This is a genomic window from Candidatus Palauibacter sp., assembly GCF_965261555.1.
Classification (GTDB): domain Bacteria; phylum Gemmatimonadota; class Gemmatimonadetes; order Palauibacterales; family Palauibacteraceae; genus Palauibacter.
Map to the genome: position 1 here is coordinate 3372144 of NZ_OZ253465.1, position 22223 is coordinate 3394366.

The 22223-nt window shown below is 70.9% G+C and carries 19 protein-coding genes; all 19 read right to left on the reverse strand.

The features are described 5' to 3' along the window. Positions 1-5 precede the first annotated feature (5 nt). From ACQY5G_RS14620 to ACQY5G_RS14710, 19 genes are read right to left on the reverse strand one after another with little or no spacing between them, the layout of a single operon-like run. Positions 6-1562 (reverse strand): class I adenylate-forming enzyme family protein, encoded by a 1557-nt coding sequence (locus ACQY5G_RS14620; protein ID WP_428275181.1) that lies wholly within the window; start codon positions 1560-1562, stop codon positions 6-8. After that, the gene (locus tag ACQY5G_RS14625; RefSeq protein WP_428275183.1) at positions 1559-2452 is read right to left on the reverse strand and encodes a 1,4-dihydroxy-2-naphthoate polyprenyltransferase; all 894 of its coding nucleotides are present in this window, start codon (positions 2450-2452) and stop codon (positions 1559-1561) included. Before ACQY5G_RS14625 ends, ACQY5G_RS14620 begins: the two co-directional genes overlap by 4 nt. Next, positions 2440-3300, reverse strand: coding sequence for a 1,4-dihydroxy-2-naphthoyl-CoA synthase (menB, locus tag ACQY5G_RS14630; protein WP_428275185.1), 861 nt, complete (start codon positions 3298-3300; stop codon positions 2440-2442). Before menB ends, ACQY5G_RS14625 begins: the two co-directional genes overlap by 13 nt. 13 nt (positions 3301-3313) lie before the next feature. Then, complete coding sequence (menD, locus tag ACQY5G_RS14635) at positions 3314-5077, reverse strand: 2-succinyl-5-enolpyruvyl-6-hydroxy-3-cyclohexene-1-carboxylic-acid synthase (RefSeq protein WP_428275187.1); 1764 nt, start codon at positions 5075-5077, stop codon at positions 3314-3316. Beyond that, positions 5074-6507: an isochorismate synthase gene (locus ACQY5G_RS14640; RefSeq protein ID WP_428275189.1), complete on the reverse strand. Its 1434-nt coding sequence runs from the start codon at positions 6505-6507 to the stop codon at positions 5074-5076. Before ACQY5G_RS14640 ends, menD begins: the two co-directional genes overlap by 4 nt. A gap of 10 nt (positions 6508-6517) precedes the next feature. Next, positions 6518-7462 carry a histone deacetylase family protein gene (locus ACQY5G_RS14645; protein ID WP_428275191.1) on the reverse strand — a complete coding sequence of 315 codons (945 nt, stop codon included), beginning with the start codon at positions 7460-7462 and terminating at the stop codon, positions 6518-6520. Further along, a complete protein-coding gene (locus tag ACQY5G_RS14650; RefSeq protein ID WP_428275193.1) occupies positions 7462-9543 on the reverse strand; it encodes a TonB-dependent receptor plug domain-containing protein in 2082 nt (693 codons plus the stop codon). The genes ACQY5G_RS14645 and ACQY5G_RS14650 overlap by 1 nt, the downstream gene beginning before the upstream one ends. Next, positions 9540-11207: an apolipoprotein N-acyltransferase gene (gene lnt / locus ACQY5G_RS14655; RefSeq protein ID WP_428275195.1), complete on the reverse strand. Its 1668-nt coding sequence runs from the start codon at positions 11205-11207 to the stop codon at positions 9540-9542. Before lnt ends, ACQY5G_RS14650 begins: the two co-directional genes overlap by 4 nt. Then, complete coding sequence (hemL, locus tag ACQY5G_RS14660) at positions 11204-12529, reverse strand: glutamate-1-semialdehyde 2,1-aminomutase (protein ID WP_428275197.1); 1326 nt, start codon at positions 12527-12529, stop codon at positions 11204-11206. The genes lnt and hemL overlap by 4 nt, the downstream gene beginning before the upstream one ends. After that, positions 12526-13977, reverse strand: coding sequence for a 30S ribosomal protein S12 methylthiotransferase RimO (rimO, locus tag ACQY5G_RS14665; protein ID WP_428275199.1), 1452 nt, complete (start codon positions 13975-13977; stop codon positions 12526-12528). Before rimO ends, hemL begins: the two co-directional genes overlap by 4 nt. Further along, positions 13968-14951, reverse strand: a complete 984-nt coding sequence (locus tag ACQY5G_RS14670; protein ID WP_428275201.1) for an outer-membrane lipoprotein carrier protein LolA — start codon at positions 14949-14951, stop codon at positions 13968-13970. The genes rimO and ACQY5G_RS14670 overlap by 10 nt, the downstream gene beginning before the upstream one ends. After that, a complete protein-coding gene (locus tag ACQY5G_RS14675) occupies positions 14948-17236 on the reverse strand; it encodes a DNA translocase FtsK (RefSeq protein WP_428275203.1) in 2289 nt (762 codons plus the stop codon). Before ACQY5G_RS14675 ends, ACQY5G_RS14670 begins: the two co-directional genes overlap by 4 nt. Then, entirely contained in the window at positions 17236-17391 is a 156-nt protein-coding gene (locus tag ACQY5G_RS14680) for a 2-phosphosulfolactate phosphatase (RefSeq protein ID WP_428275205.1), read from the reverse strand. Before ACQY5G_RS14680 ends, ACQY5G_RS14675 begins: the two co-directional genes overlap by 1 nt. 13 nt (positions 17392-17404) lie before the next feature. Next, entirely contained in the window at positions 17405-18748 is a 1344-nt protein-coding gene (gene accC, locus ACQY5G_RS14685; protein ID WP_428275208.1) for an acetyl-CoA carboxylase biotin carboxylase subunit, read from the reverse strand. A 15-nt stretch (positions 18749-18763) separates the two neighbouring features. Further along, positions 18764-19258 carry an acetyl-CoA carboxylase biotin carboxyl carrier protein gene (gene accB, locus ACQY5G_RS14690; protein WP_428275209.1) on the reverse strand — a complete coding sequence of 165 codons (495 nt, stop codon included), beginning with the start codon at positions 19256-19258 and terminating at the stop codon, positions 18764-18766. Between the two features lie 2 nt (positions 19259-19260). Continuing rightward, on the reverse strand, positions 19261-19824 hold the full coding sequence (gene efp, locus ACQY5G_RS14695) for an elongation factor P (protein WP_428275211.1): 564 nt from the start codon (positions 19822-19824) through the stop codon (positions 19261-19263). 20 nt (positions 19825-19844) lie between these two features. Then, entirely contained in the window at positions 19845-20930 is a 1086-nt protein-coding gene (locus ACQY5G_RS14700) for a M24 family metallopeptidase (protein ID WP_428275213.1), read from the reverse strand. Continuing rightward, complete coding sequence (gene aroQ, locus ACQY5G_RS14705) at positions 20927-21394, reverse strand: type II 3-dehydroquinate dehydratase (protein ID WP_428275215.1); 468 nt, start codon at positions 21392-21394, stop codon at positions 20927-20929. Before aroQ ends, ACQY5G_RS14700 begins: the two co-directional genes overlap by 4 nt. Before the next feature lie 4 nt (positions 21395-21398). Beyond that, the gene (locus tag ACQY5G_RS14710) at positions 21399-22130 is read right to left on the reverse strand and encodes a tetratricopeptide repeat protein (protein ID WP_428275217.1); all 732 of its coding nucleotides are present in this window, start codon (positions 22128-22130) and stop codon (positions 21399-21401) included. Positions 22131-22223: the final 93 nt, after the last annotated feature.

Below are 22223 nucleotides of genomic sequence, written 5' to 3' on the forward strand. Positions count from 1 at the left end.
CTTCGTCATGAGGGAGCAGCTCCCGCTGGGGGTTCGACTTCAAGATCTTCGCCGGCGCCCTTCGATGTCAAAGAAGGCGCCGATTCGACGAGGAGCGCTCTCAGTCGGGCGCGGTCCACCTTGCCCGTCGCCGTCCGGGGGAGACGATCGAGCACCTCCCAGCGGCGGGGCACGCGCGGACCCGACAGCCGTTCGCGGCACCACGGATCGAGCCGGACGGGGAGGTCGGGCTCTTCGCCGGCGACGACGGCGACCACGACCTGCCCCCACCGGTGGTCCGGCACGCCGATGACGGCGGTTTCCCGCACCTCCGGGTGGGTGGCGAGCACGGCTTCGACCTGGGCCGGGTCGACGTTCGCTCCTCCGCTCACGATCCGGTCGCGCAGCCGTCCCGTCACCTCCAGGCGACCCTGCCTGTCGAGGCGACCGAGGTCGCCCGTCGCGAACCAGGCGCCGGTGGGCCGCGCGGGCTCTCCGACGTATCCCCGGAACAGCGTGTCGCCGCGCACCTCGATGTGGCCCGGGGCGGGCGCGCCGTCCGGCCCTTCGCCCGCGTCGCCGGGGGGGCGGATCCGCACTTCCACGCCGGTCAGCGGAACGCCGGCCGACCGGTCGCCGGCGCGCACCTCCGCCGGAGTGGCCGTGGTGACCTGCGACCCCGCCTCGGTCAATCCGTACGTCAGCGCGATCGGCCACCCGGCGGACAGCGCCCGCTCCGCCAGGTCCGGCGGGGTCGCCGCGCCGCCGAGCAGGACGGCGCGCAGAGTGCCCGGCGGCCGGGCGCCGGCGGCCAGCAGCCCGTGCAGCATGGCCGGCACAAGCGAGAGGTGCGTCACGGCGAGTTCGCCGAGCGCCCGGGCGACGGAGGCGGCGTCGAACCGCGGCCCCGCCAGCGCGACCGTGGCGCCCGCAGCCGCGGCCCTCAGCGGCACGGCGAACCCCCCGACGTGCGCCCAGGCGAGCGTCGCGAGCCACCGGTCGCCCGCAGCGAATCCGAGGCGCTCGTTCGAGGCGATCGCGTTCGCGCGCAGCGACCCCCATTCGTGGGCGACGAAGCGGGGCAGGCCTTCGGTTCCGGACGTCGCGAGGATGACGCCGGCTCCGGGGAGACCCGCCCGTGCCGAACGCGCGGTTTGAGCGCGGAGATGCGCCGGAGCGAAATCCCGCACGCGCAGGGCGATCTCGCCGATCCCGGGGACCGCGAGCGGCCGGGACCTCCACCCGACGGTCGGCCACGCCGCAGCCTTACCGGTGAGGGCGGCGGCCGGCTGGAGCGCCGTGATGAAAGCATCCCGCTCATGCGACGTCCACTCCCCGTGTGCGGGCGCGAGCACCCGGGCGCCCCCCGGCGCGGCTTGCGGCGCGACCGCGGCCAGGGCGGTCGCGCCGGCCGGATCCAGCGGGAACTGGTGAGCAACAACCGCCCCCGCCTCCACCCCCTCTTCCTCCAGGGCGCCGGCCACCGTGTCGCTCGCGGCGCGGATCTCGGCGGCGGACCACGCCCGCTCTCGCGACACGAGCGCGAAGGACAGGGCCGAGGCGGAAGTCGCGGGTTCGTTCACCACAGGCAGCCGACCGCGAACAGGAGACCCCAGGCCCCGGTCGTCCGCGCCGTGGCGGCGAGGGCGGGGTTGAGCGTCCGCGGGTCCTTGTACGTCCACACGACCCTCAGCGGAGCGACCGCGAACAGAGCCGCGCCCGACGCGAGCAGCGTCCCCGGAGGCCACCATCCCGCCATGACGCCGACCGGCGGCACCGCGGTCGCGACCGCGACGAGCAGCGAATATTGGATCCGGGTCGCGGAGGGGCCGATCCGTACCGCCAGCGTGCGCTTCCCCGCCGCGGCATCCGTCGTGATGTCGCGCAGATTGTTCACGACCAGGATCGCCGTGGCGAGCACCCCCGCACCGAGTCCCGCGAGCAGCGCCTCGGGCGCCCAGCGGAGGAGCTGCACGTAATACGTGCCGGCCACGGCGACGGGACCGAACAGGATCAGCACGGCGAGATCGCCCAGACCGTGGTAGCCGTACGGCCACGGCCCACCCGTGTAACAGACCGCCATCAGGATCGAGCCCACGCCGATCCACACGACCGGCCAGCCGCCCACAATCGCGAGATAGACGCCCGCCGCGAAGGCGAGTGCGAACGAGACCGCCGCCCCGAGCCGGACGGCGGCGGCGGTCAGGAGGCCGGCCTGCGTGACCCGTGGAGTGCCGAGCCGGTCGTCCGTGTCCGCGCCGCGCACGAAGTCGGAGTAGTCGTTCGCGAAGTTCGTGCCGATCTGAATCAGGAGCGCGGCGCCGAGCGCCGCCAGAAAGGGCGCGCCGGCGAAACCGCCGTCCTTCCACGCCAACCCGCCGCCCGCGAGCACAGGGCCCACCACGGCCGGCAGCGTGCGCAGGCGCGCGCCGGCGATCCACGCACCCGGGCTACCGGGCGTTACGGACGCCAAGGGTACTGTCGGAAGTTCGGCGCGCGCTTCTCAAGGAACGCGTTCTTCCCTTCCTGGCCCTCCTCCGTCATGTAGAAGAGCATCGTCGCGTGGCCGGCGAGCTCCTGGAGCCCGGCCTGTCCGTCGCAATCCGCGTTCATCGCCGCCTTCAAACACCGGATCGCGAGCGGGCTCTTCCCGAGGATTTCGCGCGCCCAGTCGACCCCCTCCGCTTCCATCCGCGCCAGCGGGACGACCTTGTTCACGAGCCCCATCCGCTCGGCCTCCTCCGCTCCGTACTGCCGGCACAGGTACCAGATCTCGCGAGCCTTCTTCTGGCCCACCGACCGCGCCAGGTACGAGGAACCGAACCCTCCGTCGAAGCTTCCCACCTTCGGTCCCGTCTGTCCGAACACGGCGTTGTCCGCGGCGATCGTGAGGTCGCACACGACGTGCAGCACATGCCCGCCGCCGATCGCATACCCCGCGACGAGCGCGATGACCGGCTTCGGCATCGAGCGGATGAGACGCTGGAGCTCGAGGACGTTGAGGCGCGCGACCCCGTCCTTCCCGACGTATCCGGCTGTCCCGCGCACGCGCTGGTCGCCACCGGAGCAGAACGCCCACTTCCCGTCCCGCGAAGGTCCGTTGCCGGTGAGGAGGACGACGCCGATCTCCTCGTCATCTCTCGCGTCCTGAAACGCCTCGTACATCTCGAACAGCGTGTCGGGACGGAATGCGTTGCGGACCTCGGGCCGGTTGAAGGCGATGCGGGCGATCCCGTCGCTCTTGTGATAGGTGATGTCCCCGTATTCGCCGGCCGGCTTCCAGTCGATGCCGCTTTCCGGGGGGGAAAAGGTCTCTGCCATCTCGGATTCTCCCTCAGATCTCGCGGCGCGCCGCCTCCTTCGCGCTTTCGATCGCGGCGGTGCGCTGCTGCCAGTTGTGTTCACGCTCGACGCGCGCTTCCGTGAGGCGAAGGCCGCGGCCCTCCGACTCCAAGCCCGGCGCCTTCACCGCCTCCCGCAATTCGGCGGCCGACGAGACGAGACGGTGCGGGATTCCGGCTGCGGCGGCAACCGCGCCCAGATCGACGGATTGGGGCATGACCACGTACGGAGTGAAGGGCGGATCGTACTCGCGGATCGGCAGCATGTGGAAGATGCCGCCGCCGCGGTTCTGGATGACGACGAAGTGGAGCGAGATGCCGGGCGGGCGATCCACGAGCAGCGCCCCCACATCGTGGAGCAGCGTGAGGTCGCCGATGAGCGCGGCCGCGGGCCGTCCCGAAGCGGCCGCGGCGCCGAGTGCCGCGCTCACATTGCCGTCGATCCCGCTCGCGCCTCGAAGACCGAGGGGGTGCAGCGGTCGATCCGTCGCACGCGCGAAGGCGTCGACGTCGCGAATCGGCATCGAGTTGCCGATGAACCAGGGCGTCCCCTCCGGGAGGCTTCGCGCCATGGTGTCGGCGACGGCGCCCTCGAACCACGCCTCCGCCAGCAACGGCTCCACCGCGCGGCGCGCCGCGCGGTCCACTGCCCGCCACCGCTCGACCCAGGCCTCTTCCGCTTCCCCGGCGTCAGTAGCAGCCGCACGCTCGAGGGTCGCGACGGGATCGCCGGTCAGCGGGCGCGCGGTCGTGGCGAGATGATCCCGCCAGCCGTGCGTCGCGTCGAGCACGAACTGGGGCGCGTCCGCGTGCCGCTCCAGGTAGCGACAGACCGCCGCGGACGTCGGCGCGCGTCCGACGCGAACGATCAGATCGGGGCGCAACGCCGCGGCGACGTCATCGGCCCGGAGCGAGAGATCGGCGCTGCTCATCGTCCAGCGCTCCGCGCCGGAGCCGAAACGGGCGCCGGAGAGCGGATCGGCAATGAGCGGAGCGCGAACCCGGCCCGCCAGCGCCAGGGCGGCGCGGCCGATCCCGGACCGCTGGTTGGGACTGCAGACGATCAGCGGTCGCCGCGCGCCTTGCAGCAGGGCGGCGAGTTCGCCACCGGCGTCCGGCGGCAGGGTTCCGGACGCGTCGTCGGGCGTCGCGGAGCCAGGGAGGCGCGGCTCCAGACCGGGGGGCACGTCGCCCGCGACGTGGACCGGCTCGAGCGGCTTGGCGAACTGAACGTTCAGGTGCGCCGGCCCCGCGGGAGACCCCAGCGCCGCACGCCACGCCGCCTCGACCGCAGCTCCAAGGCGCGCGAGTCCCGCGGCCGTCGGTTCCGGAAGCGCAAGGTCGATGGATCGCCGGGGGTAGCGGCCGAAGAGATCGCGCTGGTCGATCGTCTGGTTCGCATCCGTGCCCCTCAGCGCCGCCGGCCGGTCCGCCGTCAGCGCGAGGAACGGGATCTCGCTCCGGCTCGCTTCCACAACCGCCGGAAAGAGGTTGACCGCAGCGGTGCCGGACGTAGTGACGACCGCGGCCGGCCGGCCGCTCGCCGCGCCCACGCCGAGAGCGAAGAAGCCGGCGCTCCGTTCATCCACGTGGGGGTGAAGGGTGAACCGGTCGTCCGCGGCCAGCGCCTCTACGAGCGGGGCCGAGCGGGATCCGGAACCGATGCAGGCGTGCGACACTCCGCGCCGGCCGAGCCCGTCGACGAGCGCCCGCGCCCACAGTGCGTTCCGATTGGGCGCGGCCGGCGTCCGGCTCACCGCATCCGCGCGACACCGAGCGCCGCGAGCATCGTCTGCAGCTTCACCCGGGTCTCGTCCCATTCCGCCCGAGCCCGGGAGTTGCTCACGAGGCCCGCGGCGGCGTAGAGCCTGAAAAGCGGCCCCCTGGCGACCCCGCCGCGCAACGCCGGAGCGAACTCCCCGTTACCCTCTTCGTCGAACCAGCCGACGGGACCCGCGTACCAGCCGCGACTCTCCCGCTCGCGCGCGCGGATCATTTCGAGGGCGTTGGCGCGCGGATCGCCGCACACGGCCGCGGTGGGATGGAGCTTTTCCACAAGCGACAGGATATGCGTCCCGGGTCGCGTCTCCGCCTCCAGGTCCGTGCGCAGGTGCTGGATCCGCGGCAGGCGCAGGAGGGCGGGATCCGGGATCGCTCCGATCCGCACACCGCCCTGGCGGAGCCGTTCGACGATGTCCTCGACAACGACGAGGTGTTCCTCCCGGTTCTTGCGGCTATCGATCAACTGACGCCCAAGCCAGGCGTCCGATGCCGGATCCGAGCCGCGCGGCGTCGACCCCCCGACCGCCATCGTGCGAAAACGCCGGCCGCGGAGCGAACCGATCAACTCGGGGGCGGCACCGACGAGGAAGCGGTCTCGCGCGAACTGCATCAGGTAGAGGTGCGCGAGCGGGTTCGCGGTGCGCAGAGCGGTGAGAACCGCGGCGGAGTCCGGCGGTCTCCCGAGCGTGATGTCGATCGAGCGCGCGAGCACGACCTTTCGCACCCGACCGGACCGGATCTCGTCGAGGATCTCGTTCACGGCGCGCTGCCATTGCCGGCGATCCACGAGTTCCTCGATGGCTGTCGCGGACGGGACCGGTCCCGGCGTCGCCCCGTGACGCTCGAGCCTGGCCAGTTGCTCGCGCGTGCGCGTCGCGCGCCGGCGGAGTCGATCGATGGCCCGATCGCCGGAGGTGCCGGCGTCGAAGCGGCGCGTCACCGTCAGCCACGCGCCACGTTCGTCCGCCTCGACCTCGTAGGCCGGCAGCACGAAGCGCGCACCCGGGAACGCCTCCCAGAAGCCCGGCTCCCGATCCGCACGTCGCGCGGGGTCGAAGGCGAAGCCGCCGTGCATGCGCGGCCGCCGCGCCTCCCCGTCCAGGTCGAGGACCCACGGTTCAGAGAACAGCGTCGCCGCGCGCTCCCGCGTCCAGGCGATGAGATCTCCGGGCGGGGGTCCCGGCACGCCCTCCCGGCTGTCGATCTCCGCGGCGGAGCCCGCGTGCGCGATCCAGTGTGGGCCGCTCTGCCAGAAGCCGCGCACGCCGACCGTCGGTGAGGCGAGCACGGCCTCGGGCTCGATGCTCGGCAAACGCAGCGTCACGCTGGCAAAATAACCCGCCCCGCGCGCGGCCTCGACCGCCTCCTCCGCCCGCTTCTCGCGGGAGGGCCGCGCCGCCTTCATGCCGTCGCCCTCATGCCGTCGCCCTCATGCCGTCGCCCTCATGCCGTCGCCCTTCGATCTCGCGCGCCGTCCTGTGCGCGATCGCGTGCAGTTCCGCCGTCTGTCGGGGCGTGGCCGCATACCCGCCCGAAAGGAGCAGCGTGAGAGGGAGCCCCTCCCCGCGCAACGTGCCGATGACCCACCGATCCCTTCGCTCCAGACCGGCGCGTGTGAGCGCCAGACGTCCGAAACGGTCGCCGGCGACGACATCCACGCCCGCAAGGTAGAACACGAGGTCGGGACGCGACCGGGTCACGGCCTCGGGAAGGAATCGTCGCAGCGCCTCCCCGTATTCCTCGTCTCCCGCGCCATCGGGCAGAGCCACATCCAGGTCCGATGGGGTGGGCCTGAAGGGGTAGTTGCCCGCCCCGTGCATGGAAAAGGTGAAGGTGTCGGGGTCATCGGCGAACACGGCGGCGGTGCCGTTCCCCTGGTGGACATCGAGATCCACGACGAGCGCACGGCGAATCCACCCGCCGCGCCGCAGCACCCTGACGGCGACGCCCACGTCGTTCAGGACGCAGAACCCCTCTCCGTGATCCGGAAACGCATGGTGCGTCCCTCCGGCCAGATTCGCCGCCACTCCGTCTTCCAGCGCCATCCACGCCGCATTGACGGTGCCCCGGACGGCGAGTCGTGACCGGCGCACGAGCGCGGGCGACCACGGGAGCCCGAGGCGTCGCTCCTCCGCGCGCCCGAGAGCGCCGTGCCGGAGCTTGTAGAGGTACTCCGGCGTGTGCACGAGCGCCAAGTCCTCCCACGCGGCCTGCTCCGGCTCGACGATGTCCTTCGGCCCGACGATCCCGTCGCGTTCGAGGATCTGCCTCAGCGCGAGGAACTTCCCCATCGGGAAGCGGTGGCCCGCGGGCAGCGGCACCGTGTACCCGGCGCTGTAGGCGACGCGGAGCCTCGACACTAGAAGAATCGGAACTGGAGCCGCAGCAGACGGCCGGGCTGCGGCAGTCCGCACTGATCGAAGACCGTCGCGTCCGCGAGGTTGTCGAGCGACAGAGAGGTCTGAAGCGTCCGGAAGGGCCCGCCGACCGCAAACTCCCGACTCACGACGAGGTCGACGCGGGCGGTCGGATCGAGGGCGACGTCGGCATCGAGATCCGGATCGACGCAGTACTGGCGTCCGATCGCCTCCACCGCGGCCCGCGCCCGGAGACCCGCGGGGAGCGGGCCCTCCACGTGCGCTCCAACGGCGATCCCGGGCTGGTACTCCGCACGAAGCGTGCCGCCCTCGAGCCGCCGGTCCGTGACCTGCACATTCTGCCACGTCAGGTCGCCGCCAACGGAGACCCCGCCCCACCGCGCGTCGCCGAGAAGCTCGATCCCCGCCGCGTCCACGCGACGCCGGTTCTCTCGCCGGAACCTCCCATCGCCGAGCCCCGTACGCACGATCGCGTTCGAGAAACTCTGGACGAAAAGCACGGCCTGCGCCTCGACCTCCGCCCCGAAGGCCTCCACCGTCCCGGTGACGCCCCCCTCCGCCGCGCGGAGGATCTCCGGCGCGAGTTCGTGGTTGGGTTCGAAGCGACCGAGCGCACCCGAATACAGTTCCCGCAGCGACGGAAAGCGGACGCGGCGGCTCGCCCCCATGTGGAAGCGCACGCGCCGTCCGATCTGCGCGGATCCTCCGACGCGCGCGCCCCAGTCGTCGATCGTCTCGCGCACTTCGCGACCACCGGTCTCCGGCGTGCTGCCGCGGTCCCAACTCGCCCCCAGGCTGACGCGGGCGCCCGACCAGAACCCCGCGCCGGGACTCGCGAGCGGCAACTCGACCTCACCGCCGAGACTGAACAGACGCTGGCGAAAGATGGACTCGCCACCCGGCGGGATGCGCTCCACATGGCGAGTCTCGGCCACCGTGAGCGCCGTCCGCACGACCCCGTCGCCGAGTTCATGGTCGGACAGGCCGCGGAAGGTGAGGGTGCGGTCGTCCGCGAACTCCTGCCCCGCGATGTCCTCATAGGCCAGCGTCTCGAACTCGTCGATCTGCGCGTCGCCCGCGTCGATCCCGATGCTGACCTCGAAATCTCCCGTGCCGAAGGGAGTGCGACCCCACCCGGTACCCGCCGAGACCGTGCTCACGACCCGCTTCGTCTCGGGCATCCTCCAGCGCCGCGGATTCATCGTGTGGAGTTCCGGCGGAACTCCCCTCTCCGCGCGATAGGCGAAGGAGGAGGTGGAAACCCACGCGCCCCCTTCGGATTCGACCCGGCCCGTGAAGAAGGCGCTCGCGTGATCGAGATCGCTGTTCAGACGCCGGTTCGGGTCGGCCGAGGCCGGCTGCACGACGCCGCCGGGAAGGGGCACGCCGTCGCGCGTCCGATAGGCGCCGCCCGCCTGCACGGAGACGCCGCCCTCCCCCGAGCTCCACGTGCGTCCGAGGCGCACGCCGCCGAACGCCGCGCCGGTCGCGTCCATGCCGCCCTGCATCCCGTTGAGCCGCCGGTCCGCTTCCACGCTCCCGTGTCCGATCTCGATCGAGACCACGCCGCCGAGAACGTTGGGACCGTGGAGGACCGAGGAGATGCCCCGGAAGAGCTGGATCTCGCGCGCCGCGTCGACCGGAATGAGCGAAAGGTCCGTGCGCGCGTCCCAGCCGAGAGTCAGGGGCACCCCGTCGACGAGCACGGCGAGCTGGCGCGCCTCGGTCCCTCGCAGCGTCGGCTGGGCCTCGCCGCGCGAGTTTTCGCGCACCTGCAGGAAGGGAATCTCGCGAAGCGCCTCCTCGAGCAGGGGGACGGCGGCCACGCGCGGCGACTGAAGGCTGAGGCGCACGGCGCTCGCGCCCGAGACGCTGGCGACCGGCCGCAGCGCCTCGATTCGGAGTTCGCGGAGCCGGAAGGAGACCGTATCCCGGGACACGGTGTCCGGCACCTGCGCCGCCACACCTTCCACCCCCGGGAGACACGCGAGTGCGGCGAGGAGCGGCCATGCGCCGCGCCGGGCGATGCGTCGTTCGACCTTCCGGTCCATCCTTCGAGTCATGCGCTCCCGTTCGCCGGCTCCACCATCTCCCCCGAAGCACCGAGCGGCGCCTGGCCGCGCGGGTTGCGATCCTTCAGGAAAGACGCGCAGAGAGCAAGAAGCGCTGCCAGCGAGGCCAGAGTCCCCACGACGTCGCCGAAGCGCACGTACACGGTCAACCCGTCCGTCGTCGACACGTCCGCCACGAAGGACGCGGACTCGAAGAGTTGGGTGCGGTGCGACACCCTCCCCAGCGGATCCACGATCTTGGAGATCCCCGTGTTCCCCGAGCGCGCCGCCCCCATCCGCGTCTCGATGGCACGCATGACGAGGTGCGCCGGGTGCTGCCACAGCGCGCTCGAGCGGCTCCACCACGCGTCGCGCCCGAACCACGAGTCGTTCGTGATGTTGACGAGGAAGTCCGCGCCGTTTCGCCGGTAGTGCCGCGCCAGCGGCGAGAAGATCGACTCGTAGCAGATCATCGTCCCGTACGCCGCGCTTCCATCCTCCGTGGCGATCTCGATCGGGGCCTGCCACTCGCCGACCCCGAAGTTCCCTCCCGCATAGGGGATGGCCCGGAACCACTCGGGAGGCATGAACGGCACGCGCTCCACGAACGGCACGAGAAAGCGCTTGTCATACCGGTTGACGGCGCCCTCGCCGGGGCGGAAGTGGTACGCGGAGTTGTACGGCTGGTACTCCCCGTCCCCGAGATCGTCCGCGCCGCGGCCGCCGACCGCGACCTCCGCGTCGAGTGCCGCGGCGATCCCCTCTGCCCAGATGCGAGCTTCCGGCCACCCGGAATAGGGGTAGGAGGGAAGCGGATCAAGGATGGCGGCCCCGAGCATCGTCTCGGGGAAGAGCACGAGGTCCATGCGTTCCCGGCCCGGCCACGCGGAGATCAGCGTCGCCGCGGAACGGAAGGCGCTGTCGGCCGACGCGGGGCGATCCGTGATGCGCAGGTGCTGCGGGACGTTGGGCTGCACGACCCCCACCCGGGCCACCGGCCGCACGTCCAGCGTCTGCCAGCGCACGACCGAATAGGCGATCGGGAGCGCGAGCACGAGCAGGAGTCCGGCCGCCGGTCGCCGCAGCGCACGCCAGCCCCCGGACCGGTACGCCAGGAACCCCGACGCGACGAGGGCGTTCGCGAGAGCGAGCCAGAAGGACAGCCCTCGGGAGCCCACGAGGTCGGCCGCGCCCACGAGGATGGGATAGGCCGAGAGCGTGTCGCCGAACTGCATCCAGGGGAAGGAGACGTCGAGGAGGTGGGCCCGCAGCACCTCCCCGGCGGTCCAGAAGACGGGGAAGACGATGTAGAGCGGCCACCGGAAGCGGGCCCGCACCAGGTGGATCCCTCCCGCCACCCACGACATGAAGGTCGCGAGAATGAGGATCGGGGCGAGGAAGGCGAAGAACGCCCACCACGTGTAGAAGATGAGCGCCACGAGGAGCCAGTACAGGACGAGCGTGTAGTAGACGAGCCCGAAGAGGAATCCTCCCTTCCGGGCCTGCTTTCGGCCCTCCGCCGTCGCCGGGAGTCCCTCGAGCCAGACGATGAAGGGGACGAGCGCGACAAAGGACGTCACGAGAAGATGGAAGGGCGGGTGGGCCAGCCCCATCAACACCCCGCCGAGGAGGAGGGGACCGGCCCGCTCGGGGACGATCCGCGCGCGCCAGTTCAACCCGTGCCCTCCGGCGCCGCGTCCAGTGCCGCGTCCAGCGCCTCGCCCACGACCCTGAGCGTTTCCGCCACGTCCGCGTCCGTGTGCGCGGTGGAAAGGAAACCCGCCTCGAAGGCGGAGGGGGCGAAGAAGACGCCCCGCTCGAAGCAGGCCCGGTAGTAGCGGGCGAAGAAGTCCGTGTCCGCGCGCCGCGCGCCATCGAAATCGAACACGGGACCCCGCGTGAAGAAGACGCCCCACATCGAGCCCAGCGCGGTCCCGCAGGCCGGGATGCCACGGGCGCTCGCCGCCGCCAGGATGCCGTCCACGAGCGTCGCGGCGCGCCGCTCCAGACCGGCGAAGGGGTCGGTCCGCTCGAGTTCGTCGAGTTGGGCAATGCCCGCGGCCATGCCGAGCGGGTTCCCCGACAGCGTCCCCGCCTGGTACACCTCCCCCGCCGGAGCCATCCGCCGCATCAGCTCGCGCGGGCCCGCGTATGCCGCGACCGGCAGCCCCGCGCCGAGGACCTTTCCGAGCGTGACAAGATCGGCGGCGACTCCGTAGCGCTCCTGGGCGCCACCCCGCGCGACCCGGAACCCGGTCATCACCTCGTCGAAGATGAGGAGCGTTCCGGCGCGGTCGCAGCTCTCGCGGAGACCCTCCAAAAAGCCCTCGCGCGGCGGGATGAGGCCCGCGTTGCCCGCCACCGGCTCGACGATGACGGCCGCGAGCCGCGCCCCGTGTTCCGCGAACACCGCCGCCACCGCCCCGAGGTCGTTGTAGGGCGCCGTCAGCGTCAGGCCGGAGATCGCCGCCGGCACGCCCGGCGAATCGGGGAGCGACAGCGTGGCGACGCCCGATCCGGCCACGACGAGAAAGGCGTCGGCATGGCCGTGATAGCAGCCCTCGAACTTCAGGATCAGGTCACGGCCGGTCGCGGCGCGGGCGAGCCGCACGGCGGACATCGTGGCCTCGGTCCCGCTGTTCACGAAGCGCACCATCTCCACGCCGGGCACCCAGGCGGCGACGCGTTCCGCGAGCTGGACCTCGCGTGCCTGGCAGGCCCCGAAGCTCATGCCGTCGCGGGCCGCGCGCGCCACGGCCTCCACGACGGGCGGAGCGGCGTGGCCGAGGATGAGCGGACCCCAGGAGAGGACGTAGTCGAGATAGCCGCGCCCGGCCTCGTCGAAGATCCTCGCGCCCTCGCCGCGGGCGGCGAACAGCGGCTCCATCCCGACGGCGCGGAACGCCCGCACGGGCGAACTCACGCCGCCCGGCATCACGTTTCGCGCCCGCCGAATCCAGTCGGACCCGACGGACGGCTGCCGAGGCCCGCCGCTCATCGGCCCCAGGCGCTGTCGAGACCCAGGACGGGGAGCCCCCGCCCCGGCTGCGGGGTCGGAGCTGGCGCCGCCCTTCCGGGCTCGGACGCCTCCAGCACGACTTCCCGTACGCGCCCCGCGAGATCGAAGTCGGCGGCCCGCTGGATCTCGACCCGCACCAGCGAGCCGGGGGCGAGGCCGTTTCCGCCCACGAGCACGGTCACGCCATCCACGTCGTCCGCCTGGCTCTCGATCCGGCCGAGGTGCGCCGCGCGCGGAGGGTTCTCGTAGAGGAGTTCCAGCGTCGGCTCGTCCGGGGCCGCGGGCGCATCCACGACGGCGACGCGTTCGCGGCCGATCTCCGCCGCGAGCCGCTCGCGGCTCACGGCGCGCTGAACCTCGAGCACCTCCTCGAGCCGGTCCCGCGCCAGGTCCGCCGGTACGAAGCTCTCCTCCATGGCAGCCGCGCGTGTCCCTTCCTGCGGCGAGAACGCGAAGGCTCCGAGCCGGTCGAACGGCACCTGATCGAGAAAATTCACGAGTTCGCGGAACTCCGCGTCCGTCTCGCCCGGGAACCCGACGAGCACCGTCGTCCTCAGCGTGAGTTCGGGGATCGTCTCCCGCAGCCAGACGACCTTCGATCGCAGCGTCGCGGCCCGCTCCGGCCGGCGCATGCGATGGAGCACGGTGTCGCTCGCGTGCTGGATCGGCATGTCGATGTACGAGAGGAGCCGCGGCTCGGACGCCATCAGTTCGACGAGCGATTCGCGCAGGCCCGCGGAGTAGATGTACAGGAGACGGAACCAGGGGATCGATGTCTCGCGCAGCAGCGCCTCCACGAGCGTCGCGATGTCCGTCCCGTCCCGTTGCTCCCGGCCCCAGTGCGCAAGGTCCTGCGCCACCAGATTCACCTCCACGGCGCCCTGCGCCTCGAGGCGCTGCGCCTCTGCGACGAGACGCTCCAGTTCGAAGGAGCGGTGCTTTCCCCGCCAGAGAGGGATCGCGCAGAAGGCGCACGTGTGGCTGCATCCCTCGCTCACCTTCAGGTAGCGTACATGGCGCGCCCCGACGGGGATCCGCTCTCCGGGGTGCGCCCCGCCGGCCGGCGCCGGTCCCTGAAGGAGTCCGCGCTCGCGCAGCTCCGGCACGAGGCGGTCGAGGTCTCGCAGCCCGAGAAGGAGGTCGACCTCCGGCAGCGCCTCCGCCATTTCCTCCCGATACCGCTCCACCATGCACCCGACCGCCACGACGCTGCGGCACGCCCCTTCGCGCTTCAGCCGCTCCGCCTCGAGGATCGTCTCGATCGACTCTTCCTTCGCGGCGTCGATGAACCCGCAGGTGTTGACGAGGATGACCTCCGCTTCGTCCACAGCGGTGCGCTCGGCTCCGTGGCCGACGAGTTCGGCGAGCATGCGCTCGGAGTCGACGGTGTTCTTGTCGCAACCGAGGCTGATGAGCCCTAGTCGCATCGAACGTCGTCGGGAAAGACCGGCACCCCCTGCGGGGGCGCGTACTCGAAGACGCCGGGGTCGATCCGGGCCTGCGGTTCGAGGGGGGTCAGCGTCACCGTGCGGAGGGTCTGGTTCTCCTCGCGAATGCGAAAGCGGCGCACGTAGCGGTCGGACACGCCGATCCACAGGCGGATCTCCACGTATCTCGCCGGGAGTTCCCGCGGTGTGAGCGACACGATCCGCGTCTCCACCCCAGCGATCTCCCCGGTTCCTTCATCGACCGCGTCGTAGGCCGTCCGCGCCCGGGAAAGCAGACGCCCGAGGATATCGACGGTGCCGATTTCCACACCCTCCTCGAGGGGGGAGACCATGACCTGATCGTGGAGCGAGGGTTCGTACAGCCAGAGACAGGACCCGTCAGCCACGTAGATGTCGCCGGCCGGTTCGTCGAAATCCATCCGGAACCGGTTTCGTCCCGCCTGATACCAGGTTCCGCGGCCCTCGCGGGTGCGGCCGAGAAGCGGATTCTCGATGCGCTGGGCGAAGGCCGCCTTGAGCCGGTCGAGCGAAGCGTAGGCCGCATTCGCAAGGGCGAGGAGCGAGTCCACGCCCACCTGGCCGGACTCGTCGTCCACCGATCCAGGGTCGTCGTCCGCCGGCCCGGGCTCGTCATCCACATCCACCGGCCCTGTTCCCTCCGGATCGGGAACCTGCGGGGCCTGAACGGGAGCGTCGTTACTCGGCGCCGCGCCGTCGGCCTCGTCCGACGCCTCGACCCGGGACTCGCTCTGCCCGGCCGCGGCATCCCCCGTGGTCACCGGTGGTGCCGGGGCGTCGCGCGGGCCGAACTCCGCCTCGATGCGGGCACGTGCCTCCGCGACCTCCGCGGAATCCGCATCGGAGCACGCCGGCGTGAACGCGCTCACGAGGAATCCGGCCGCGAGGAGGCCGACGGCCCCCGGACGGCGCGGCTGCGGAAGGAAGAGCCTCATGGTTCGTCGACGTTCCCGGCGTCCAGATCGGCAAGCGTCGCGAGCACCTCGCGCGGCTTGGATCCCTCCGCGGGTCCCACGATCCCCGCCGCGTGCAGCTGGTCGATGATGCGCGCCGCGCGCCCGTACCCGATCTTGAGTCGGCGCTGAAGCAGGCTGGTCGAACCCGCCGCGTGCGAGATCACGATCTCGGCGGCCTGCCGGAACAACGGGTCGCGATCCTCCGCGCCCTCGTCCGAGACCCCCGCTCCACCCTCTTCCTCCTCCAGCTCCTTCAGCAGGTCGAGGATGTCGCGCTCCGAAGCGGCCTCTTCCTCGGCCCTCTCGGCCTCCGCACGCGCCTTCGCCTGCTCCCGATACCAGTCGAGGAGGCGTTCCGTCTCCTCGGAGGAGATGTAGGCGCCCTGGATGCGGACAGGATCGGATTCGCCCGGCGGGAGGAAGAGCATGTCCCCGTTCCCGAGCAGGCTCTCGGCGCCGTTCTGGTCGAGGATGGTGCGGCTGTCGATCTTCGACGCGACCCGGAACGCGATCCGGCTCGGGATGTTCGCCTTGATGAGACCGGTGAGGACGTTGACCGAGGGGCGCTGCGTCGCGAGCACGAGGTGGATCCCGACCGCCCGGGCCTTCTGGGCCAGCATCGCGAGCGGCGTCTCGACCTCGGACTGTACCGTCATCATGAGGTCCGCCAGTTCGTCGATGATGAGGACGATATAGGGGAGCGGACCCTCGTCGTAGAGCGCCGGCTCATCCATGACGCCGCGCTTCGGGAGGAAGACCTCGCGCCCGCGCGCGATCCGGCCGTTGAACTCCGCGACATTCCGGCATCCGTTCGCCGAGAGCAGTCCGAAACGGCGCTTCATCTCGAAGACCGACCATTTCAGGACGGACGCGGCCTCTTCGTTGTCCGTGATGACGGGGTGGCGGAGGTGCGGGAGGTCTCCGTAGACGGACAACTCCACCATCTTCGGATCCACCATCAGGAGGCGGAGTTCGGCAGGCGTGTACCGGCACACGAGACTCGTGATGAGGGCGTTGATGCACACCGACTTCCCGGACCCGGTCTGGCCCGCGATGAGGAGGTGCGGCATCCGGGTCAGGTCCGCGCACGTCGGCTTGCCGGAGAGGTCGCGGCCGAGCGCGAGCGGCAGCGTGTGTCGTCCCCGGCGATAGGACGGGCTTTCGAGGATCTCGCGCACGAGCACGATCTCCGACGCGGGGTTCGGCACCTCGACGCCGACGGCGCCCTTGCCCGGAATCGGCGCCACGATCCGGACGGACGGCGCCTTGAGGGCGAGCGCGATGTCATCCGCGCGGGCGGAGATCTGCCCCACCTTCACGCCCGGCGCCGGGACGACCTCGAACTGCGTCACGACCGGGCCCGTGGTCCAGCCGCCGATCTCGCCGGCCACGCGGAAGGTGGCGAGCTTCTCGATGAGGATCTCGCCGAGGCGGTCGAGGTCGCGCACGCCGAGGCCGCTGCCCTGCCCCACCGGCGCGTCGAACAGTTGAATCGGCGGGACATCCGAGGAGCCGGGATCGCCGGCTTCCTTCAGTTCCGGGACGGGAGGCGTCTCATCCTCCGGTGCCGGGTCCGGCTCGGGCGGCGCGCTCGCCGGTTTCGCGGGCTTCCGTTTCTTCGCGGCGCGGCCCCGTCCGGTCGCCGCCTTCACCTTCGCTTCGCTCGGCGGATCGGGCTTTGCGGGCGACCGGGGAGAACGAGAGGGCCGGGCCCGGCCGGCGAAGGAGCGTCCGAGCCCGAGGACCGCGCCGCCGGCGGCCACGACTCCGCGGCCGAGCGAGCGCCCTCCCGCCGTCACGGCGCCCGTCAGCGACCACCTCATGGTGACGAAGAGCGTGAGCACGAGGACGCCCGCGGCGAGGAGCACCCCGCCGAGGCGGCCGAACACCTGCGCGAGGCCGTCCCCGGCGGTCGCGCCCAGCCAGCCGATATCGCCCGCGCTCCCGGGTCCCGGCCCCGCGATGAGCCAGTACAGCGACGGGAGGACCGCAAGCAGCACGACCGAGAGGATGGACCAGCGGAGGGCCCGGGTTGGATCGCCCCATCCGAGGAAATGCAGGCCCCACATGAACGCCGGGACCGCGACGAGCGGCGAAAGGACTCCGACGGCCCTCTCGAGGTTGTCGTGAAGCAGTTCCCCGGCCGGCCCGATCCAGTTGGCCCCCCCGGCGATCAGGGGGGACAGCAGCGCGAACGCCACCAGGAGGCCGAGCAAGATCAGCGCGACGCCCAGCACCTCGCGCCGTTGCCGTTCATCCACCATCACGCATCCTCCCCGCCCCGACTGCCAACGAGGGCGCCGTCTCGCCAGACCGGCACGACCTCGAGATCATCCAGCCGCTCTACAAGATGACCCGCGCACCACGCGTCGTCCATGCTCACGCGCCCCCGCCGCCCGGCGCACACGATCGCGCTCACGGGCGACCGCCGCTCACGAGCGGGTCAGGAACCGCTCGACGAACCCCGTGTCGATGCTCCCCGAGACGAAATCGGGATGGGCAAGCACCTTGCGGAGGAAGGGAACCGTCGTGTGAACGCCTTCGAGGATGAACTCCTCGAGCGCATGGTAGGCGCGGGTCCGGGCCTCTTCGCGCGTCCGGCCCCAAACGATCAGTTTCGCGAGCAGCGAGTCGTAGAAGGGAGGAACGACGTAGCCGCCGTAGATGTGCGTGTCCACGCGCACGCCGGGACCCCCCGGCGCGTGAAATGCCGTGACCGTGCCGGGCGAGGGACGGAACCCCTGTTCGGGATCCTCCGCGTTGATGCGGCACTCGATCGCGTGCCCGTGGAACTCGATGGACCGGGGGATGGTCAGCTTTTCCCCCGCCGCGATCCGGATCTGTTCCTTGATGAGGTCGACCGAAGTCACGAGTTCGGTCACGGGGTGCTCGACCTGGATCCGCGTGTTCATCTCCATGAAATAGAACTGGTCGTCCGGCGCGAGCAGAAACTCCACCGTCCCGGTGCTCTGGTATCCGATGGCTTTCGCCCCCAGGATCGCCGCCTCTCCCATTGCCTCGCGAAGCTCCGGCGTGACGGCCGGACTCGGCGCTTCCTCGACGAGCTTCTGGTGCCGCCGCTGGCTCGAGCAGTCGCGTTCCCCGAGGTGCATCACGCGCCCGTGACGGTCGCCGACGACCTGGATCTCCACGTGGCGGGGCCGCTCGATGAGTTTCTCAAGATACACGGTCGGGTCGCCGAAGTTGGCCTCGGCCTCGTTTCGCGCCATGGCGAAGAGGTTCCGGAACTCCGCTTCCTCGAAGGCGGCTCGCATGCCCTTCCCTCCACCGCCGGCGGCCGCCTTGATCATGACGGGGAACCCGATGCGGCGGGCTTCCTCCAGGGCCTCGTCCTCATCGTCGAGAGGCTCCGGCGATCCCGGGACGACGGGAACGCCCGCGGCGATCATCGTCTTTCGCGCCTCCGCCTTGTCCCCCATGCGGCGGATCTGTTCGGGCGTGGGCCCGATGAACACGAGACCGCTCCGTCCGCATATCTCCGCGAACTCGGCGTTCTCCGCCAGGAAGCCGTAGCCGGGGTGGATGGCGTCGGCGCCCGTGATCTCGGCCGCGGCGAGGATCTGCGGGACATTCAGATAGCTCTCGCGCCCCACCGGCGGACCGATACAGATGTCCTCGTCGGAGAAGCGGACATGGAGCGAGTCGTGGTCGGCCTCCGAATACACGGCGACCGTCCGGATATCGAGTTCACGGCACGCGCGCAGGATGCGGAGCGCGATCTCGCCGCGGTTGGCGATCAGGATCTTGCGGAACATGGGCCCGGCCGCGGCTCAGTCGGGCTCGATGCGGAAGAGGAGCGCGCCGTACTCCACCGGCTCGGCGTTCTCGACCGCGATCTCCCGCACGACGCCGGCGACGTCCGACTGCAGCTCGTTCATGAGCTTCATCGCTTCGAGGATGCAGAGCGTCTGGCCGGCCTCCACCCGGTCCCCCACGGATACGAAGGGGTCTGCGTCGGCCGCCGGCGCCCGGTAGAAGGTGCCGACCATGGGAGAGAGCACCTCGAACAGCCCGGACGCCGGCGCCGACTCGGCCGGCGGTGAGTCGGGCGCCTCGGCCGGCGTCTGCGCGACCTCCACGCTGCCGACCGCCGCCGCGGGCACGGCCGCGGCGGGCACGGCCGCCGCAGGCGCCACGCGCGGAGATTTTCTGATCCTGACACGGGTCGGGTCTCCCGTCTCCGAACCCACAAGCTCGATGTCGAGGCCGTCCACGCCCGAGTCCTCGACCAACTCGATGAGTCCCTTCAGCCAATCCAGGTCCATGGTCAGGTCACCCGCGTGATGTACTTGTTTTCCGTCCTGTCGACGCGCACCACGTCGCCGGTCTCGAGGAAGAGCGGCACCTGGATCACGGCGCCGGCCGCCAGCCGGGCCGGCTTCGTTCCGCCCTGGGCCGTGTCCCCCCGCACCCCGGGGTCCGTCTCGACGATCTCCAGCTCGACGAACTGCGGCAGTTCGATCGCGAGCACGACGCCGTCACGGTTGAGGCTCTGACACTCCATGTTCTCCTCCAGATACCGGAGCTGGTCCTCTCCGATCTGGTCTCCCGACATCGGAATCTGTTCGAAGGTTTCCATGTTCATGAAGTAGTAGAGGTGACCGTCCGTGTACGTGTACTGTACGGGCCGCCGTTCCAGACGCACTTCCCTGACCTTCTCGCCGGCGCGGAAGGTCTTGTCGATCACTCCTCCCTCCATCACGTCCTTGAGCTTCGTGCGGACGAAGGCTCCGCCCTTTCCCGGCTTGACGTGCTGGAAGTAGGTGATCGAGTAGAGGGCGCCGTTGAGTTCGATCACCATCCCCCGACGAAAATCCGAAGTATCTGCCATGGTATCTGCCAGGTATCCTGCTAGAGCCGGACGAGGGCGCGTGGAAGGCGGGTCAGCGCGCGGGCACCGGCCTCCCCGATCCGCACATCGTCCTCGATGCGCACGCCGCCGCGCCCGGGAAGATATAAGCCCGGTTCCACTGTCACCACGTTCCCCCGCTCGAGGACATCATCGGAGCGGGACGAGAGGCTTGGGCCCTCGTGCACGTCGAGTCCGATCCCGTGTCCCGTGCTGTGACCGAAGAAGCCGTCCATGTCGTGGCGCGCGAACGTCTCCCGCACGGCCTCGTCCACCTCCCGGCACGCGACCCCATCGCCGATCACCTCGCGCGCTTTCGTCTGAGCTTCGAGCACCTGCTCGTGAAGCGTCGCCTGCCAGGGCTCGGGCGTGCCCCGCACGAAGGTGCGCGTGAGATCGCTGCAGTAGCCGTCCACGCGGGCGCCGAAGTCGATGAGGAGGAGATCCCCGGGCTCGACGCGTCGGTCCGTGGGTGTCGCGTGGGGAAGCGCGGAGCGTTCTCCCGCCGCGACGATCGGGTCGAACGGGAGCGGATCCGAGCCTCCGCGGCGGAGCTCCATCTCGAGCGCGGTCGCGATCTCGCGTTCGGTCGGCGAAGCGGACCATTCCATGGTCGACAGCAACCGGTTGAACGCACTCTCCGCCACCGCAATCGCCCGTTCGATGGCATCGACTTCGTCGGCGGTCTTCACCTGCCGCAACGTCCGGATGAGGTTGCGGAGCGGGACGAAGGCGATGTCGGGGAGCATGCCGCGGAGAGATTCGTAGTCGGCGACCGTGAGCCCCTCGGCCTCGAACGCGATGGGGCCCGCGGCGTCCGCCGCCACTTCGGCGACGCCGCGGATCCACCCCTCGCGGCTGATGTGCGTGCGGATCGAATCCGCCACCTCGATGTCGACCTGCTCCTCGTAGCGAAAGTCCGTGACGAGCACCGGCGGACTCTCGAGGGGGATCCACAGAGCCCCGGCGGAGCCCGTGAACCCGCTGAGGTAACGGACGCTGGATCGGGCGGTCACGAGGACCGACCGGCGATCGGCGGCCCTCGTCGTCGCTTCAAGCCGCAGGCGCCGGGCACCCGGCGGCGTCACTCCGCTTCCGCCTCGGCGCTCCCGCGGAGATGCTGGATGAGCGCCTCGAGCCCGAACAGGTAGCTGGAGACCCGGAATCCGGTGATGACGCCGATCGCGAGGTCGGAGAGGAGCGACGTGTGCCGGAACGGCTCGCGAGCGAACACGTTGGACAGGTGGACCTCGACGAAGGGACGGCCGGAGCCGGCGAGGGCGTCGCGGAGCGCCACGCTCGTATGGGTCAGGGCGGCGGCGTTGACGAGCCACGCATCCACCGCGTCGGTGTTCGCCTGCACCCAGTCCAGGATCTCGCCTTCGTCATTGGATTGGAGAAACACGAGCGAGGCGCCGCGCGCGTCCGCGCGCTCGCGAAGGAGCGACTCGATCTCCGCCAGTGTCCGCGTTCCGTAGTGGTGAGGCTCGCGGCGCCCCAGGAGATTGAGATTCGGTCCGTTCAACACGCCGATGCGGATGGGTTCGCGCACCCGCTCAGTCCGATCCCGCGGGAGCTTCGCCGTCGAGGATTCGGCGAAGCTGCTCGCCGATCGACTCCGGTACGTCCGTGTCCTGTGCCTCCGGCGTCTCCGGCGCGGGCTGAACCTCCCGAGGCTCCCTTGCGTCCTCCGCGCGGCGACGCATCTCGGCGGTCGCGGCGATGAGTTCGGCGTCGTCCGGGTTGCGGGAGAGCATCTGCTCGTACACCGCGATGGCGCGGTCGAAGAGACCCTGGCTCGCGTACAGTCCGGCGAGCGTCGAGGTCTCGATGCCCTTCGTCGGAACGGCTGCGGGGCCCGTCGCGTCGCCTTTCGGCGCGGGGCGCGCATCGGCTTCATCGTTCCGCCACGTTTCCTCGAGTGCCTCCAGCCAGTCGTCCGTCGAGGCGGCGGCGCCCGAGGAACCGTCCGCCTTCGTCTCGACGCGCCCGACGCCCAGCGCGATGCAGGCGAGCGGGTTCGCCGGATCAAGCGTGAGGATGTGCTCGAACTCGATCCGCGCGGCCTCCTCGTCACCGAGTTCGAGCAGCACGCGGGCGTGGAGCAGGCGCGCGTCCAGATAGTACGGGTGTTCCCTCAGGCCATCCCGGATCACGCTCAGGGCGCGTTCGCGCTCCCCCGCTTGCCGGTAGAGATCGGCGAGGCGCGCGAACGTGTGGGTCCGCGGCTCCGATTCTCCGCAGCGCAGGAGTTGTTCGATCTCCACGGTCTGGTCGTCGGCAGCCACAGGCTTCGCAGGGGGAAAAGCGGCAGGTTCGGGCCTTCCGACCCAGTCCCCGGCAACATACCGACCGATTTTTTTGATTGTCAACGAACGTCG